The organism is Turicibacter sanguinis (assembly GCF_013046825.1).
GTDB classification, from domain to species: Bacteria; Bacillota_I; Bacilli_A; order MOL361; family Turicibacteraceae; genus Turicibacter; species Turicibacter sanguinis.
This window is the reverse complement of sequence record NZ_CP053187.1, coordinates 2741025-2759466: the sequence shown is the minus strand read 5'-3', so window position 1 is coordinate 2759466 and position 18442 is coordinate 2741025. Positions and strand designations below refer to the sequence as shown.

The following is an 18442-nucleotide window of genomic DNA, read 5'->3' as shown; positions in this document are numbered from 1 at the left end:
ACGTTTGCTTGGAGGGGAAAAGATGAAGGCAATTATAAATGGTAAAATTATTTTAAATGATTCTATTATGGAACAAAAAATTATTTTATTTGAGGACAAAATCCTAGATATTACAGATGATTTACCGGATCAGGTGGACATTATAGATGCTAAAGGAGCTTATGTTGGAGCGGGATTGATTGATATTCATATCCATGGGGCAGGTGGGGCTGATGTCATGGATGCAAATGATGATACAATTGAGACGATTAGTCAACTGCTTGTTAAGTTTGGAGTGACGAGTTTTTTACCAACCACGATGACGATGAGTCAAGAAAAGATTGAATGTGCATTAAATCAAATTCGAATAGGCATGAATGGCCATTATAAAGGCGCTAAGGTTTTAGGGTGTCATTTAGAAGGACCATTTATTAGTGAGACGTATAAAGGTGCCCAAAACAAAGCGTTTATTCAAAAGCCTAATATGACATGGATTGAACCTTTTCAAGATGTGATTAAATTAATTACCCTTGCGCCTGAAGTTGATGAAGGTTATGAATTTATTAAAGCCATGAAATTAAAGACAGATATTAAATTGTCGATGGGACATACTTCAACGACGTTTGCAAAAGCCAAAGAAGCGATTCAACTTGGTATTTCACACGCCACACATACGTTTAACGGGATGTCTGGATTTAATCATCGCGAACCTGGAGCAGTAGGGGCTATTTTAATGTCTGATGTGAGTGCGGAGTTAATCGCAGATAAAATTCACGTTAATCCTGAAATTTTTGAATGGTTTTATCGGGTTAAAAGTGGAAATATAGTGTTAATTACGGACAGTATGCGAGCGGGCTGTATGCCAGATGGCGTTTATGATTTGGGAGGACAAGAAGTTATCGTTGAGAATGGAAGTGCAAGGCTTCGAACAGGATCTTTAGCAGGTAGTGTGTTAACTTTAAATAAAGCAGTGCGTAATTTTTATGAAGAAACCACGCTTTCTTTACCTGCTGTTTACCAATTAGCGTCTTTAAATGCCGCTCGTTCAATTGGAGTAGAGGATTGTAAAGGATCGATTGAGATTGGGAAAGATGCAGATTTAGTGATTTGGGATGAAGCGTTAGAAGCATTGGTGACGATTGTTGAAGGAAAAATTGTCTATGAGCGATAACATGACGAAAAAGGAGGAACGAATGTTCTTCTTTTTTTTTCAACCTATGGCGCGTGACATACTACTATGTTATGTTTTGTATTGTGTATCACACTATAGTGGTTAGACGCATAAATTGGATGAAGAAGAGATAAACATTGAGGAGGGACTGAATGAATTCTCAATATAAAAAAGGGATTTTAGAACTTTGTGTACTTAGTTTAATTGAGCAAGAAGATTTATATGGATATGAGATTGTCCAACGAATTTCACCGCGCATTGAGGTGACAGAGAGTACGATTTATCCCTTATTAAGACGGTTAACAAAGGAAGGCTATTGCAGGACGTATATGAGAGATTCAAGTGAAGGACCCGCACGAAAATATTATGTGATAACGACAGTGGGAAAAAAACATCTCAGTAAAATGGTGAGGGATTGGAAAGTGTTTAGTTTAGAAGTTAATTATTTTTTAGAAGGAGTGAATGTGGATGAGTCACAAAACGAATTGGATTGAGGCATTAGAAAAAGAATTACGACTTTTGTCTGAAGAGGATCGAAGTGATATTATCCTAAATTATCAAGAGCAAATTAAGGCGATGCTCAATGAAGGGAAAAGTGAAGATGAAATTTTACAGCGACTAGGTTCACCAAAAGAAGTAGCAAAGGAAGTGAAATTGGCGTTAGGGATTGAACATCAAGAGAATCTGTTTGAAAAAATCGAACAAGGAGCAAATGAGGCGCTTAATTTTTTTGCTGATGTGGTGAGCCGTCAAGATTGTGAGGGAAAAAGGATGGGAGAAAAATTAATTTATTTAGCTTTATGGGGTGTTTTTTTTGTTGTCGGATTTGGAGTGATGGGGGTTGCATTTGGTTTAACGATTGGTGGGATTGTATTGTTCTTTGTTTCCTTTTTATTTAGCCAAGTAACGTGGTCAATCTTTTTCTTATTATTTAGCTTATCGATTTTAATTTTTAATAGTGGACTAGCTCTATTTTACGGTTTGTATCGAATGGGCCGTTTTTTAATCAGACCATTTTAATTTGAGAGGGGATTTGTTATGAAAAAAAATAGAATGGGTTTATATTTAATTTATTCATCAGTGACAGCTTTAGTTATTTTTATAGCAAGCATGATTTCCATGACAGTCTATGATATCAAGAAAATACCTGATTTGATTGATGATATCGCAGAAAGAATAGAAGGCTATGAGGGAGATATTTTCACTTATGATCATCTAGAATCCGAGCAGTTTGTGTCAAATTTACAGTTTAGACAAAGTGGAAGTGAAGAAGACTATTATCATTTAAGTACGTTTGATTTTGATTTAGCACAACCAATTGAACTAGAAACTGATGTGATGAACGCAGATGTAGTGATTCAATCGGTAGAAGGTCAGACATTAAGTGTTGAAATTTACACCAAAAAACCAAATCGTTTCCGTATTGAACAATCCATTTCGACCGTGACAGTTGAAGAAAAGAAAAAAAATCAACTGTTTTGTTTCTTTGGATGTGAGGAAAGTAAATCAAAAATTGTCATTAAGGTCCCTCAAAATGTCATGGATTATGAATTAGAGACCCTTAATGGCGATATTAAAATTTCAGGGATTGGACAAATTTTAGAAGTTAAGACCGTGAATGGAACGGTTGAACTCTGTGATAGTCAGTTTGTTGAGGCCATTTTAGAAACAGTGAATGGAAAAATTAAAGTTTTAGATAGTATCATAAACAACGAGAGTACGCTATCAGTTGTAAACGGAAGTCTTTTAGTTTCTAATTTAGAAAGTTCGTATATCGAAGCGGAAACAATTAATGGTGATTTTTCGATAACAGATTTAAAGGGAGAGGTATTAAACCTCTCCACAGTGAATGGGGATTTCAATTTGAAAAATATATACATGAGCTACATTGATGTGGATAAACTAAATGGAGAGGTAAGTTTAAAAAATGAAGATTTAAGTTATCAAATTAAATCTTTACAGCTATCAGGATTAAAGAAAAATCATGAAATAGAGGCAAATGTCTTGAAAATCAGTTATAATTAAAATAGGGATAAAAACTTATCTCCCAGTGGGCGATAGGTTTTTTTACTATCACATCAAAACGAATTAGGTTAATGTAATAGGAGGCTTTTTTATGCGTGAAAATTATTTAAGTTGGGATGAGTATTTCATGGGGATTGCATTACTATCTGCCATGCGTAGTAAAGATCCTCAGACTCAAGTTGGAGCTTGCATTGTAAATGAAGAACATCGAATTGTCGGAATAGGCTATAATGGGTTTCCACATGGATGTAAAGATGAAGAATTTCCATGGGAGCGTGAAGGAGAGTTTATAAATACGAAATATCCATACGTTGTTCATGCGGAACAAAATGCTATTTTAAACAGTACGACTAGCCTTAAACATTGTCGTTTATATGTTTCACTGTTTCCATGTCATGAATGTGCCAAATATATCATTCAATCTGGAATTAATGAAATTGTTTACATGAGTGATAAGTATGCTCATACAGACAGCACCCTTGCCTCAAAACGAATGCTTGATGCAGCGGGAGTTAAATACCGTCAAATGGCTGAGATTTCATTGAATGTGAACACGGCTAAATAGGGAAATTTTATATACAAAAATTGAATTGTTTGTTATAATGTTAAAATGTCAAAATAAAACGAATACTAAAGGAGTAGTGGAATAAATGTGGTTAATTATCGCCATTGTCGCTTTAACTATTGTGCTCGATCAAGTGACAAAATATTTAGTTGCCTCACAAATGACGATTGGTCAATCCATTCCGATTATTGATAACTTTTTATACATTACATCACATCGTAATGCAGGTGCAGCTTGGGGAATTTTTCAAGGAAAAATGATGTTTTTTTACCTCATCACATTAGCAGTCATCGCCGTTGTTATTGTGTGGATGACTCGCTTAGATATTAAAAAAGATAAATGGTTAATGATTGCCTTAGCCCTTATTTTAGGGGGAGCGGTTGGAAACTTTATCGATCGTGTGTTGTATCAACACGTTGTTGACTTTATTGACACGTATATTTTGGGTTATGATTTCCCAATTTTTAATATTGCAGATAGTGCCTTATGTATTGGAGTTGTCTTAATGGCGATTGATGCCATTTTAGATATGAAGCGTCAATAATCATAACATCAAACACTACAACTTAGTAAAATAAAGACGATTAAATTAAAGACAACCAAGAAAGTAGTAAATCCTTAAATGGCTTTTTTGCTTGTTGAAAGGATGGCGTTTATGGAACAAGAAAATATGATAGTAACAGAAGAATTAGTAGGTGTTCGTTTAGATAAAGTTTTAAATGAATCATTTGAGGATTATTCACGTTCTTATTTACAACAACTCATTAAAGAGGGACGTGTTTTAATTAATGGACAAGTGGCGAAAGCTAACTATAAATGTCGATTAAATGATCAAATTGAAATCAATATCCCAGAACCTGAAGTTTTAGACGTGATTCCAGAAGAGATGGATTTAGATATTGTTTATCAAGATGATTACGTGATTGTTGTTAATAAACCTGAAAATATGGTCGTACATCCCGCACCAGGAAGTATGAGTGGGACGCTTGTCAATGGATTGATGGCCCAAGTGACGGATTTATCAGGTATTAATGGTGTTTTACGTCCAGGCATTGTGCATCGTATTGATAAAGATACATCTGGTTTATTAATGGTTGCTAAAAACGATGTGGCACATGAATCTCTTGTGAATCAATTAGTTGAAAAAACAGTCACTAGACGTTATGTTGCCCTTGTACATGGGGTGATTCCTCATGATAATGGAACGATTGATGCGCCGATTGGCCGTGATCCTAAAGACCGTAAGAAGATGGCGGTAGTAGAGTCAGGGAAGCATGCGGTTACGCATTTTAAAGTGTTACAACGTTTTAAAGAGTTTACGTTAATTGAGTGTCGTTTAGAAACAGGTCGCACTCATCAAATTCGTGTTCATATGAGATATATTGGGTATCCATTAGCAGGAGATCCTCAATATGGTCCACGTAAAACAATTGGTGCAGAACATGGACAATTTTTACATGCTAAAGTTTTAGGGTTTGTCCATCCTAAGACCGAAGAGTATATGGAATTCTCGGCACCGATTCCAACATATTTTGAAGAGGCATTAGCAAATCTTCAAAAATAAGCTTAAATATAAGGTGATAAGAAAATGGAAAAGCAAGGTGTGATGAAGGAGATTCGCTTAGATATTCAAAGTGAACTAACCATGAATATCGTGAATTATTTATTAGTAGAAGAAAATTACATTTATGTTGGAAATGAAAAAGAAATTTGGTTAGAGAATTTATCACATCCAACGGTGCAGCTCATATATATTAATCAACGAAGTTTGTTTAATGAAATGCAAGCCTCACAACTCATGAAACAAATTGATCGAGTTCGTTCGCGTGTCAGACGTCGTTATTTGTTATGGCGTCTGAACGTGGTGATTTTAAATATAGATACGGCAAGTTGTCAATATTTTAGTAATGTAAAAGACTATGTTAAAATTATTGATATTCAGCGAGCAGACGATTTTACTCAAAATGAGGACATTAAACAATTTTACTCAAGTATTGAACGAGCGTCTTTGGAGCGTTCAATGAGTGAGTTGATTATTGAAATGCAACAAACATCGAAAGCTAAAGCTTTAAATGTAAGAAAAATGCTTGAGTTTCAATCTAAATCATTTGTGATTATTGGATTTTTAGCGCTTCTAGTCATCCTATTTTTAATGATTCAAATTCAACCGGTTAAAAATATTGGAACCGCTATCGAATTTGGAGCGAAATATAATCCATTAATTATAGCGGGAGAATATTGGCGCTTATTAACACCAAGTCTTATTCATTTACAATTATTCCATTTATTATTTAATGCTATTTTTATTTATCAATTTGGTAAAATAATTGAGCACCTATTTGGGTGGTGGCGACTCACTATTATCATCATTGGGTCTGCCTTTTTAGGAAATTTATTTAGTTTTGCTTTTATTGAAAATGTTTCTTTAGGAGCTTCTACCGTTGCTTATGGGTTACTCGGTGCCATGCTGTTTTTAGGAATTGAAAATAGAAAAATGTTTATGCATTTAGTAAAGGGAATGATTTTTCCCATTATGCTATTTTCAATTGTTTGGGCAATCATAGATCCAACGATTGACTTTTATGGTCATTTAGGAGGATTTTTAGGAGGGTTCTTAATTGCTTCAATTTTAGGACTTCCAAAAACTAAACAGTATTTATCACGAACAGCGTTAGCAACTGCCACCTATGTGTTATTAGTGATGGGACTTTTTACACGTGGAACACTTTTAACACAGCAAACGGATTATTCTGACTATAATATGGCGTTAATCTATTATTATTTACAAAATAATGAACCTGAAAAAGCAGCCCATTTTATTGATAAATTAGATGTTAAGTTAGAAGAAATAGTCAAATAAAAAGTATGAAAGTTTCAATTAGAACCTATTAGCTTACACTTGAAACAGTGTGTGGTTATAGGTTCTTTTATTTTATAAGATTTAAGTGGCAATCCATTTTGTATTCTTTAGCATCTTTTAACCCCAACGTAGAAATTGAGAATTTCAATCCCAATAGAGAAGGAAAGTCGTCGAATAAAAAAGATGAACTCTGTAGGATGCAGAATTCATCTTTTAACTGTCATTTAATTCGCCTTTTTATAAAAGATCAGATTATTTTCATCTCAACTCTTTTATTCGAGGTTCTATTTTAAAATTTTATTTGTATTCGCAAAGTGCCATTTTGTTAAAGACTGAAGTGTTTCTTTTCCATGAAGTTTAACAAATTTTCGTCCTGCGATGTCGACCGGAGCACCTGCACCTTTTGGTAGTTCAAATTGATATTTTTTACTCATAATTTGCATGTATTTAACAAATGAGGCGCGAGCTAAAATTGAGGCAGCTGCTACCGCTACGTGAACCGATTCGCCTTTTTGAATAAAGTGAAGGTTTTCGCTGATGATGGTTGGTTGTTTAGGTAATTTCTTCAAATAGTCATAGTACTTTGCTTCATTAACGAACTCATCCATTATGATGAAATCAGGAAGGGAAGGGAGTGACGTGGTTAATTTCAATAAAGCTTGATTATGGAGATAGGCTTTAATTGAGTTTGCATTCATTCCTTTTTCAACCATGAGGTTATATTTTTCATTAGGTAGAACGAGGCATTGATGGGGAATCATCGTTTCAATTTGATGAGCCAGTTGACAAATCTCAGGATCTTTTAATGCTTTTGAATCTTTAATTCCCATTTCTTGAAGAAAAGCTATTTGATCTTTTTCAACAGACGCACAACAAACCACAATCGGTCCGAAGTAATCTCCTGTTCCAACCTCATCACATCCGATTGCTGAAAGCATAGCAATGTTGCTTGGGAGGGTTGACTTTTCATTTAAAGTTGATTTTTTAGGAGTCGTTGAAGTAGGTGAAGCCTTTTGCCATTTGTTTGCTTCAATCTCAGGATTCACCCCTTGAAATACCACTTTTTTGCTTAGATAAGCTGTAATGGTACAAGAAGTGGTCTTTGCTTGAAAAAGAGTATGATTTGGAATTTTAATAATTTGTTTTTCGTAATATTGGTACATTTTTTCTAGTATTTGTTGCGATACTGTTAAGGTAATTGTTGAAGCCATAGGGTCACCGTCCATTTAAATGTATACTATGATTTTAACAGAATTTGTGTTAAAATAACATCGTTAAAAATTTTTGCAAATTTTTTTTGCTAAAGTGGAGTGAGATTAGTGAAACAAGCTATTCAGATATTAGAATTTAATAAGATTAAACAAACGATTGAGTCGTTGTGTGCTTGTTCGCTTGGACAAAAACGCGTGGCTTTATTAAAGCCAACGACGATTGAAAAAGATGTGGAGTATGGATTAAATCAATCAGATGAAGCCTTAAGAATTATTTACGCGTTAGGAGAGGCTCCACTAGGTGGGGTATCTGATATTTCAGAGGCGATTGCGCGTGCGAAGATTTCAGCGATTCTATCTTCACAAGAGTTATTAGCGGTGAGCCGCTTACTTTATGCGGTGTCACAGATGAAATCTTTTGCAGAACGTTTAAATGAGATTAAAGTCGATGCCCCGATTTTTGCACATCATACGAATACGTTAGTCGCTTTATCGAGTTTACAAAATGCTATTAATGCGTGTATCGATGAGACAGGATATGTGATGGACAGTGCATCAGGTGAATTACGTAGTATTCGTCGTGCTATTCAAAGCACCGAATCTCGTATTAAAGAACGTCTAAATCAAGTCGTATCAGAGCGTCGTAGCAAATTGACAGATGGAATCGTAACGATTCGTAATGAACGTTATGTTGTTCCAGTTCGTGCAGATTATAAAAATACGTTTGGTGGAACGATTCATGATCAATCCTCATCAGGAAATACGTATTTTATGGAACCAAAAGAAGTGGTGGATTTAAATAATAAGTTGCAAGAGTGGCATGTAGAAGAACGCCGTGAGATTGAACGTATTTTACGTGAATTAACCGAAGAAGTGAAGAAGTTTGTCGACTTACTGTCATTAAATGTTGAGCTTCTTGGAGAAATTGACTTCATGTTTGCAAAAGGAAAGTATGCCCGTTTAATTAATGGAACGCGTCCTAAAATAAATACTAAAGGGATTATCCGTTTAGTGGCTGCTAGACATCCCTTAATTGATCAAAAGTCTGTTGTGGCTAATGACATCGAACTTGGAGATGAGTATACGACGATTGTAATCACAGGTCCAAACACAGGGGGGAAAACTGTTACGTTAAAAACGGTGGGATTACTAACGTTGATGGCACAAGCAGGTCTTTTAATTCCGGCACACGAGTCATCACAATTGGCTATTTTCGATCATGTTTTTGCTGATATTGGAGACGAACAAAGTATTGAACAAAGTTTATCAACGTTCTCATCTCATATGACAAATATCGTTAAAATTATGGAACGTTTAACAGTGAATAGCTTGATTTTATTTGATGAGCTAGGGGCAGGAACCGATCCGAAAGAAGGCGCATCACTTGCTATTTCGATTTTAAATTATGTTAAGGTTCGAGGAGCGCGTACGATTGCGACGTCGCATTACCCTGAGCTTAAGGCCTATGCTTATGAGCAAGATGATGTGATTAATGCATCGGTTGAATTTAATGTTGAGACGCTTTCCCCAACGTATCGTTTACTTGTTGGAGTACCTGGACGTTCAAATGCCTTTGAGATTTCAAAACGTTTAGGATTAAAAGAGGCCATTTTAAATCAAGCTCGTTCATATGTTGAAAGTGAACGAACAGAAATGACGGATTTAATTACAAAACTTGAGGATCGTGGATTACAATTAGATCAGGAGATTCAACATCTTCAGCAACAAAATACATTAGTTGAAGAAATGAAAAAAGAATATGAGCAAAAACTGGCAAAATTTGAGGCAGAACGTGAAAAAGTCTTAGAGGATATCAAAAAAGAAGCATTTGAAAGTGTTCGCCAAGCAAAAGAAGAAGCAGAACAAATTGTGATGGATTTACGTCGAGCGAAAAAAATGGCTGATTTATCAATGAAAGATCATGAGTTAACAGAAAAATTGACGTCATTAAAGAAAGCAGAGGCGAAACAAGCAGAGCAATTTAAGAAAAAGGCTCAAAATAAACAGCCGTTAAAACCAGGTGATGAAGTGATGGTTTTATCTTTAAATCGTCAAGGTGAACTGATTGAGCAAACCAAAAATGGAGAATGGATGGTTCAACTGGGTATGATGAAAGTGAACATTAAACCTGAAGATCTTCAATATTTACGTAAATCGGTTCAGAAAAAGGAAACAAAAAAAGGGCAAATGGTTCATAAACGTAATAGCCATGTCGGAATTCAATTGGATTTACGAGGAGAACGCTATGAAGATGCTATGTTAATGCTTGATAAATACTTTGATGATGTCTTATTGGCTGGATATCAAACGATTACGATTATTCATGGTCATGGAACGGGAGCTCTTCGCCAAGGGGTTCATAAATATTTAAAACAAAATAAACACGTTGCAAGCTTTAGATTTGGGGGAGCCGGTGAAGGTGGAACTGGAGCAACGGTTGTTGAATTAAAATAAGGGAGTCCTGTCTATCTCGAGTCAATCGGGATAGATTTTTTTGTGAAAATATATTTTTTAAAATAAAGTTTACATTATATGGAAATCATGTTATTTTATAAGAGGACAAAAAAAATCGTATAGAGGTAGCGTTGCATCAGAGTACAACAGGGAGCTGGCAAGTGAGGAAATGTTGGAAAGGTAATCATCGCCGAAAGTTTCGTATTGGCAAATACGTCACTTGGGGTTGCAGGAAATACCTGTAACACTCCTTCAGTTTTGAAGAGGAGCTATTAAACAGAGGACTTTTTTTCAGTCGTGTTAATAGCACGACTTTTTTTGTTACAATCAATTTTAATCAAAGGGGAGATTTTAATATGAGAAAATTAGTTGTAACGTTAGCAGGATGTATTTTGCTTGCAGGATGTAGCGGGAATGCTACAAGTAATTCAAAAGATACGTTTACGGTTGGAATGGAATGTAATTATGCTCCGTTTAACTGGCAAACGTCAGCACCAACACAGACAAGTGTATCAATTGGTGGAGCAGGATTTTGTGATGGATACGATGTGAGAATTGCAAATGAAATTGCAAAGAGCATGGAAAAAGAGTTAGTGATTAAAAAATTAGAGTGGGATGGTTTGCAATTATCACTAGAATCGGGAGAAATTGATGCGATTATTGCTGGGATGACCGCTAATGAGGAACGTGAACAAGGAATTGATTTTACGACACCTTATTTTGAATCAGAAATGGTACTGATTGTTCGTGCAGACGATGATTTAGTTCATGCAACATCTATTCAAGATTTTAGTGGTAAAAATGTGATTGGACAGATGAATACTAATTATGATACGGTAATTGACCAAATTGAAGGGGTGAATCACTTAACACCTAAATCTTCTTATCCTGAGTTAGTGGTCTCTTTACAATCAAATGAAGCAGATGCTATTACGGCTGAATTACCCGTTGCCGAAGGGGTCATTCAAGCTAATCCAGATTTGACTATTGTTCACTTTGCAGAAGGTAAAGGATTTGATATTGATACATCTGTTTCAATTGGATTAAAAGAAGGCAGTCGTGGTACAGAGTTCTTTAATCAAGTTCAATCTGCTTTAGATAATATTTCAGATTCGACTCGAAATGAATGGATGACAGAATCTCGCGAAAGTGCGCCAACAGGTGAATAATTATGATGTTCTTAACGACTCAAAATGGCTTTTTAAATAAATCATTTTCTTTATTTGTTAAAAATTTTGATTTGTTCATGTATGGAATTAAAATGACACTCATTTTAGCTTTTTTAGGAACGATGTTAGGCTTAGTTATTGGGTTAGTTCTAGGGGGATTGCGTGCGATTACAATTGAACCAAGAGACTTAAAAAGTGTAAAAGTGTTAAAAAAAATGATGCACTGTTTGATAGGTCTTTACGTTTGGTTTTTTAGAGGGACTCCAATGATGGTGCAAGCGATGTTTTTATATCATGCTTTACGTCCTATTCTAGGGTGGAGTTCATTAACTGCAGGGATTGTGATTATTTCGGTTAATACTGGGGCTTATATGGCAGAAATTATCCGTTCAGGTATTCAGTCAGTGGATAAAGGGCAACTTGAAGCCGCTAGAAGTATTGGAATGACCGCTTTTCAATCGATGATGTACATTATCTTACCTCAGGCGATTAAAAACGCCTTTCCTTCTATTGGAAATGAATTTATTGTGAATATTAAAGATAGTTCAATGTTAAATGTCATTGGGGTGATTGAAGTTTTCTTCCAATCTAAATCAGTAGCAGGAAGTGTGATGCTATATTCTGAGACGTTTTTTATTACGTGCCTCATTTATTTAGTGTTAACGACAATTACAGCACAAATTTTAGGTTGGATTGAAAAGAAAATGAACGTGAAAAAAACTTCATTTCCATCATCGCAAACGGTTCCAATGGCAAATCTTTAGGAGGAGAGTATGGCAGAAAATACGATGATCAACATCCATCATTTAGAAAAACGATTTGGAGAACTAGAGGTTTTAAAAAACATAGAGTTTCATGTGGATAAAGGAGAAGTTATTACGATTATTGGATCAAGTGGAAGTGGGAAATCAACTCTACTTCGATGCCTTAATTTATTAGAAATTCCAGATAGTGGTGAAATCTTATATCGAGGCCAGGATATTTTAAAGGGAGAACTTAATGTTAATCAATACCGAACTAAAGTCGGGATGGTGTTTCAAAGTTTTAATTTGTTTCAAAATAAAACAGTTCTTGATAATTGTGTCATTGGACAAACAAAAGTATTGAAACGAAGAAAAGAAGAGGCGATCGAAAAAGCGATGTTTTATTTAGAGAAGGTCGGAATGAAATCATTTGCTCATGCAAGTAGTTCACAATTATCAGGGGGGCAAAAACAACGTGTAGCCATTGCGCGTGCTTTATGTATGGAACCAGAAGTATTGTTATTTGATGAACCGACAAGTGCCCTTGATCCCGAAATGGTGGGTGACGTTTTAAAAGTCATGAAACAATTAGCGGAGGATGGATTAACGATGATTGTGGTGACACATGAAATGGGATTTGCTAAAGAGGTGAGTCATCGAGTTGTTTTTATGGATCGAGGGGTGATTGCTGAGGAAGGAACACCAGATGAAATCTTTGTAAATCCTAAACAGGCACGAACGAAAGAATTTTTACGCCGATATTTAAATTAGTTAAAGGATCATGTTGGCGCTCCATTTACTGTTTAAAATAAAGGGATTGTTAGAAAGTTATGGGGATAGGTGTCTAAAAATGTGAAATAATATTTGGGTGAAAGTGCAATCTATTTGTAATTTCATGGTAATATGATATACTTATGATAGACTATCAAGAAGTATTAGAGGAGGAAATAAACATGGCAGTTATTCATGCAACAGAAGAAAATTTTGCTCAAGAAATTGCAACTGGATTAGTTTTAGTTGATTTTTATGCAGATTGGTGCGGACCATGTAAGATGATTGCGCCTGTTCTAGAAGAGTTAGCGACTGAATTACAAGGTGTTGCTAAAATTGTTAAAGTAAACGTGGATCATTGTCCAGGTGTTGCGTCACAATTTAAAGTGATGTCAATTCCAACATTAATTTTATTTAAAGACGGTCAAGCAGTTCAGCAAACAGTTGGATTCCAACCAAAAGCGTCGTTATTATCATTAATTGAATCGCATAAATAATTCAAAAAGACGCTCCTAGGAGTGTCTTTTTTTGTATGAAATAGCATGAAATGAGAATATTAATCAAGGTAGACGGTTGCTGAAGTTAGACTTCTGAAAAAAATAAAAAATTAGCACTAATGAGTTGACAGTGCTAATAAGGTTATATATAATGGTATTAGCACTTGATGATAACGAGTGCTAAAAGAGGTGTTTACATTGCTAACGGAACGACAAATACTTGTTTTAAAGGCAATTGTAGAAGAGTTCATACACACGGCACAGCCAGTAGGTTCGCGCGTCTTATCTAAAAAAGAAGAACTGAATTTTTCAGCTGCTACGATTCGAAATGAAATGGCAGATTTAGAAGATTTGGGCTTTCTTGAAAAAACACATACGTCAAGTGGTCGGATCCCGAGTCAAAAGGGATATCGTTATTACGTAGACTACCTTGTAAAAGAAGAACCTATGGAGACAACACCAGAAGTAGGAATATTTAAACAATTGTTAAATCAAAAACAATTTGAACGTGAAACAACCATTAAAGAAGCGGTTAAATTGCTCTCAAGTTTAACGAATTATACGTCAATTTTATTAGGTCCCTCTCGTGATTACAGTCGAGTGAAAAAAATTCAGTTTGTTCCGATTTCAGATGCACAAGCTGTCTTTGTTCTTATTACAGACCAAGGGCATGTTGAGAGTCGGACAATTACGATTCCTGACAATATTGATATTAAAAAAATGGAGACCATTATTAAAGCGCTCGATGAATTACTTGTCGGTGAATTTGTGGGTGAAATCCATGATAAGTTAACTGAAAGCTTTGAAAATCAATTACATGATTTCATTACATACAAAGAGGAAATTATGTATACAATGCTTCAATTACTTTCTCAGTCGCTCTCTCAAAACAATTATATTCTAAGTGGAAAATCTAATATTTTGAAACAACCAGAATTCAATGATTTAGATAAAGCTTATCATTTGTTTAGTATGATTGAAGCAGATGAGATTGTAAAAGTTATTGAGTCAGATGATGAGACTCATGAATTGACGGTTAAAATTGGACAAGAAAACGAAATAAAAGCGATGGAAAACTGTACACTAATCACGGTTCCGTACCAAATTAGTGACCATGAATTTGGGAAGATTGCGGTTTTAGGACCGACGAGAATGGAGTATCGAAAAATCATTCCACTTCTTGAGCATGTCGCACGAATTATGTCTGATTTATATAAATAGGAGGTGGGGCGGTTGAATAAGGAAACCCAACCAGTTGAAGAATTAGAAGAATTAAATGAAGAAGCAGGTTGCCAAGAAGCAAATGGTGATTGCCAGTGTGAGACGGAATCAGAAGTTATCGATGAAACAGTGGAATTAAAACAACAAATTCAAGATCTGAAAGATCAATTGTTACGTAATGCAGCTGAACTTGAAAACTTTAAACGTCGTATGAATGAAGAACGCGTTCGTGAAGCGAAATATCGCTCACAGGCTGTGATTACGAATATTATTCCAGCGATTGATAACTTTGAGCGTGCTTTATCTAGTACGGTTGAAGATGAAAATACAAAAACATTCTTAACAGGATTTAAAATGATTCATACCCAATTACTTGAGGCATTAAAGCAAGAAGGGGTTGAAGTCATTAAAGCAGAAGGCGTGGCCTTCGATCCAACTGTGCATCAAGCTGTGATGCAAGAAGCAGTTGAAGGGGTAGAATCAGGAATGGTTTTACAAGAACTTCAAAAAGGTTATAAATTAAAAGATCGTGTTATTAGACCTTCAATGGTAAAAGTAAGCGAATAATTCTAAATTGTTATATAGGAGGATGAATCTCAATGGGTAAAATTATTGGTATTGACTTAGGAACAACTAACTCATGTGTTGCAGTTATGGAAGGTGGAGAAGCGAAAGTTATCGCTAATCCAGAAGGAGCTCGTACAACGCCATCAGTTGTATCATTCAAAGGTGAAGAACGTCAAGTAGGTGATGTTGCAAAACGTCAAGCAATTACAAATCCAAATACAATCATGTCTATTAAACGTCATATGGGAACAAACCATAAAGAAACAATTGAAGGAAAATCTTATACACCACAAGAAATTTCAGCAATTATTTTACAAAATTTAAAAGCAACGGCTGAAGCATACTTAGGTGAACCAGTAACTGAAGCAGTTATTACAGTTCCAGCTTACTTCAATGATGCTGAACGTCAAGCGACTAAAGATGCAGGACGTATTGCAGGTCTTGATGTTAAACGTATCATCAATGAACCAACAGCAGCAGCTTTAGCTTATGGATTAGATAAAACAGATAAAGAACAAACAATTTTAGTATATGACTTAGGAGGAGGAACTTTTGACGTTTCAATTCTTGAGTTAGCAGATGGAACATTTGAAGTATTATCAACAGCGGGAGATAATCGTTTAGGTGGAGATGATTTCGACCAAGTGATTATTGACTGGTTAGTAAAAGAATTTAAATCAGAAACAGGTGTTGATTTATCAGCAGATAAAATGGCAATGCAACGTTTAAAAGATGCGGCTGAAAAAGCTAAAAAAGACTTATCAGGAGTGACATCTGTCCAAATTTCATTACCATTCATCTCAATGAATGCAACAGGACCTTTACATTTAGAAAAAACTTTATCACGTGCTCAATTTGATGCGATGACTTCAACTCTTGTTGAACGTACAATGGGACCAGTTCGTCAAGCATTAAAAGATGCTAAGATGACTGCAAATGATTTAGATCAAGTTTTATTAGTTGGTGGATCAACTCGTATTCCTGCCGTGCAAACAGCAATCAAAAATGAATTAGGAAAAGAACCTAATAAAGGAGTTAACCCAGACGAAGTAGTTGCAATGGGAGCTGCTATCCAAGGTGGGGTGTTACAAGGAGATGTTAAAGATATCTTATTATTAGACGTTACACCATTATCTTTAGGTATCGAGACAATGGGACAAGTGATGACGGTTTTAATCCCTCGTAATACAACAATTCCAACATCTAAATCTCAAGTGTTCTCAACAGCTGCAGATAACCAACCAGCCGTAGATATTCACGTTTTACAAGGTGAACGTCCAATGGCATCAGATAACAAAACATTAGGACGCTTCCAATTAGGAGATATTCCAGCTGCACCACGTGGTATCCCTCAAATCGAAGTAACATTTGATATCGATGCTAATGGGATTGTAAATGTTAAAGCAAAAGATTTAGGTACACAAAAAGAACAACGTATCACCATCACTTCTGGTTCAGGATTAACAGATGAAGAAATTGAACGCATGGTCCGTGAAGCAGAAGAAAATGCAGATGCAGATGCAAAACGTAAAGAACAAGCAGATTTACGTAATGAAGCAGAGCAATTAATCTTTGCGGCAAATAAATCAGTTTCAGAACTTGGAGAACAAGCAACTGAAGAAGAAAAAACAAACATTAAAAATGCAGTTGAAGCATTAGAAAAAGCATTAAGCGATAACAATTTCGATGAAGTTAAAGTGAAAAAAGATGAACTTGAAAAATTAGCTCAAGAATTAGCGGTTAAAGTTTATTCTCAAGCAGCTGAGGCAGCTCAAGCGGCACAAGGTGATGCAGGAGCAAATTCAAGTGATGATTCAGTTGTAGACGCTGAATATAAAGAAGTTTAATAAAAAATTTAAAAGTCAAAGTCTACTATGACTTTGACTTTTTTTATGGTATATTATGAAAGAATAAAAGGAGGGTACAGCATGGCAAAACGTGATTATTATGAGGTGCTAGGTGTTTCAAAAACAGCAACTGATCAAGAAATTAAGCGCGCTTACCGTAAGTTAGCTAAACAGTATCATCCTGATGTTGCAACGGAAGCAAATGCAGAAGAAAAGTTCAAAGAGGTACAAGAAGCATATGAGGTGCTTAGCGATGAGCAAAAGCGCGCAGCCTATGATCAATATGGACATGCAGCAACAGATGGATTCGGTGGCCAAGGTGGATTTGGCGGATTCGGAGGATTTGGTGGAGCACAAGGCGGATTCGGAGGCGGATTCGAAGATATATTTGAAAGTATGTTCGGAGGCGGATTCGGCGGATTCGGTGGTGGCTCAAATCGTCGAAATCCAAATGCCCCACAACGTGGTAATGATTTAAAGCAAACAATAACGATTACGTTTGAAGAAGCTGCATTTGGCGTGACAAAAGAGATTACAGTAAATCGTGAAGAAGAATGTACAAAATGTGGGGGATCAGGAGCACGTTCTAAAGACGATATTGAAACATGTTCTCGTTGTAGTGGAACAGGACGCGTTGTGGAAGTTCAAAATACGATTCTTGGACGTATGCAAACTCAAACGACTTGTCCTGACTGTTCTGGAACGGGTAAAAAGATTAAACATAAATGTGATGCTTGTTCAGGGCATGGAACAGTTAACCGTCAAAAAACGATTGAAGTTAAAGTTCCAGCTGGAATTGATGATGGTCAACAAATCCGCTTAACAGGTCAAGGAGAAGCGGGACGTAATGGCGGACCAAGTGGAGATTTATATGTTGGATTTAGAGTCTTACCACATGATTTCTTTGTTCGCGATGGTTATGACCTTCGTTGTGAAATTCCAATCTCATTTAGTCAAGCAACTTTAGGAGCTGAAGTTGAAGTACCGACGTTAAATGGAAAAGTGGCTTTAAAAATTCCAGAAGGAACACAACCAGGAACTGAATTTAGAGTTCGTAATAAAGGAATTAAATACATTAACCGCGAAATGACGGGAGACTTATATGTCAAAGTTAAATTAGTCGTTCCTAAAAAAGTAAGTCATCGTCAACGTGAATTATTACATGAATTTGATCAGTTAGAAGATAAAACAGGTTCAATCTGGGATAAGTTAAAAAAGGCCTTTAAATAATGAAAATTGTAAGGATGAAGAATCCTTACAATTTTTTTATGGAAAAAGAATGACACTATAAAAAATTTACAATATTAAACAAAAGAACATAATTTTTAGTTTTTGATGAATTGTGTTATAATTTAGAGATAA

General features: G+C 35.6%; 18 protein-coding genes and 1 riboswitch. Of the genes, 17 read left to right on the top strand and 1 reads right to left on the bottom strand.

Features of this window, described 5'->3' with window-relative positions; translation table 11 throughout:
• The first annotated feature begins 22 nt into the window (after nucleotides 1–22).
• From nagA to HLK68_RS13345, 8 genes are all read left to right on the top strand, one after another.
• Nucleotides 23–1150, top strand: coding sequence for an N-acetylglucosamine-6-phosphate deacetylase (gene nagA / locus HLK68_RS13380; protein WP_006785237.1), 1128 nt, complete (start codon nucleotides 23–25; stop codon nucleotides 1148–1150).
• 152 nt (nucleotides 1151–1302) lie between these two features.
• A complete protein-coding gene (locus HLK68_RS13375) occupies nucleotides 1303–1644 on the top strand; it encodes a PadR family transcriptional regulator (RefSeq protein WP_132942970.1) in 342 nt (113 codons plus the stop codon).
• Entirely contained in the window at nucleotides 1619–2170 is a 552-nt protein-coding gene (locus HLK68_RS13370) for a DUF1700 domain-containing protein (RefSeq protein WP_006785239.1), read from the top strand. Before HLK68_RS13375 ends, HLK68_RS13370 begins: the two co-directional genes overlap by 26 nt.
• A gap of 18 nt (nucleotides 2171–2188) precedes the next feature.
• Nucleotides 2189–3175 carry a DUF4097 family beta strand repeat-containing protein gene (locus HLK68_RS13365; RefSeq protein ID WP_006785240.1) on the top strand — a complete coding sequence of 329 codons (987 nt, stop codon included), beginning with the start codon at nucleotides 2189–2191 and terminating at the stop codon, nucleotides 3173–3175.
• Nucleotides 3176–3266: 91 nt separating this feature from the next.
• Nucleotides 3267–3740: a deoxycytidylate deaminase gene (locus tag HLK68_RS13360; RefSeq protein WP_006785241.1), complete on the top strand. Its 474-nt coding sequence runs from the start codon at nucleotides 3267–3269 to the stop codon at nucleotides 3738–3740.
• A gap of 85 nt (nucleotides 3741–3825) precedes the next feature.
• Nucleotides 3826–4284 carry a signal peptidase II gene (gene lspA / locus HLK68_RS13355; protein ID WP_006785242.1) on the top strand — a complete coding sequence of 153 codons (459 nt, stop codon included), beginning with the start codon at nucleotides 3826–3828 and terminating at the stop codon, nucleotides 4282–4284.
• Nucleotides 4285–4395: 111 nt separating this feature from the next.
• Nucleotides 4396–5304 carry an RluA family pseudouridine synthase gene (locus HLK68_RS13350; RefSeq protein ID WP_006785243.1) on the top strand — a complete coding sequence of 303 codons (909 nt, stop codon included), beginning with the start codon at nucleotides 4396–4398 and terminating at the stop codon, nucleotides 5302–5304.
• A gap of 24 nt (nucleotides 5305–5328) precedes the next feature.
• Nucleotides 5329–6600: a rhomboid family intramembrane serine protease gene (locus HLK68_RS13345; protein WP_132942971.1), complete on the top strand. Its 1272-nt coding sequence runs from the start codon at nucleotides 5329–5331 to the stop codon at nucleotides 6598–6600.
• Nucleotides 6601–6884: 284 nt separating this feature from the next.
• On the opposite strand, the gene rnhC is transcribed toward HLK68_RS13345, so the two are convergent.
• Complete coding sequence (gene rnhC, locus HLK68_RS13340; protein ID WP_006785245.1) at nucleotides 6885–7811, bottom strand: ribonuclease HIII; 927 nt, start codon at nucleotides 7809–7811, stop codon at nucleotides 6885–6887.
• A 108-nt stretch (nucleotides 7812–7919) separates the two neighbouring features.
• On the opposite strand from rnhC, the gene HLK68_RS13335 reads away from it, so the two are divergent.
• The 9 genes from HLK68_RS13335 to dnaJ all read left to right on the top strand — a co-directional run bounded on the left by HLK68_RS13335 (nucleotide 7920) and on the right by dnaJ (nucleotide 18310).
• Nucleotides 7920–10265, top strand: a complete 2346-nt coding sequence (locus HLK68_RS13335; RefSeq protein ID WP_132942972.1) for an endonuclease MutS2 — start codon at nucleotides 7920–7922, stop codon at nucleotides 10263–10265.
• 112 nt (nucleotides 10266–10377) lie between these two features.
• Nucleotides 10378–10545, top strand: a riboswitch (Lysine riboswitch).
• Between the two features lie 76 nt (nucleotides 10546–10621).
• Nucleotides 10622–11434, top strand: coding sequence for a transporter substrate-binding domain-containing protein (locus HLK68_RS13330; protein ID WP_006785247.1), 813 nt, complete (start codon nucleotides 10622–10624; stop codon nucleotides 11432–11434).
• 2 nt (nucleotides 11435–11436) lie between these two features.
• Nucleotides 11437–12198, top strand: a complete 762-nt coding sequence (locus HLK68_RS13325) for an amino acid ABC transporter permease (protein WP_006785248.1) — start codon at nucleotides 11437–11439, stop codon at nucleotides 12196–12198.
• 9 nt (nucleotides 12199–12207) lie between these two features.
• A complete protein-coding gene (locus HLK68_RS13320; protein WP_006785249.1) occupies nucleotides 12208–12948 on the top strand; it encodes an amino acid ABC transporter ATP-binding protein in 741 nt (246 codons plus the stop codon).
• 182 nt (nucleotides 12949–13130) lie between these two features.
• Nucleotides 13131–13445 carry a thioredoxin gene (trxA, locus tag HLK68_RS13315; RefSeq protein ID WP_006785250.1) on the top strand — a complete coding sequence of 105 codons (315 nt, stop codon included), beginning with the start codon at nucleotides 13131–13133 and terminating at the stop codon, nucleotides 13443–13445.
• A 198-nt stretch (nucleotides 13446–13643) separates the two neighbouring features.
• The gene (gene hrcA / locus HLK68_RS13310; protein WP_006785251.1) at nucleotides 13644–14666 is read left to right on the top strand and encodes a heat-inducible transcriptional repressor HrcA; all 1023 of its coding nucleotides are present in this window, start codon (nucleotides 13644–13646) and stop codon (nucleotides 14664–14666) included.
• A gap of 12 nt (nucleotides 14667–14678) precedes the next feature.
• On the top strand, nucleotides 14679–15233 hold the full coding sequence (gene grpE / locus HLK68_RS13305; RefSeq protein WP_006785252.1) for a nucleotide exchange factor GrpE: 555 nt from the start codon (nucleotides 14679–14681) through the stop codon (nucleotides 15231–15233).
• 32 nt (nucleotides 15234–15265) lie between these two features.
• Entirely contained in the window at nucleotides 15266–17080 is a 1815-nt protein-coding gene (gene dnaK / locus HLK68_RS13300; protein WP_006785253.1) for a molecular chaperone DnaK, read from the top strand.
• Nucleotides 17081–17161: 81 nt separating this feature from the next.
• A complete protein-coding gene (gene dnaJ, locus HLK68_RS13295) occupies nucleotides 17162–18310 on the top strand; it encodes a molecular chaperone DnaJ (protein ID WP_006785254.1) in 1149 nt (382 codons plus the stop codon).
• Nucleotides 18311–18442: the final 132 nt, after the last annotated feature.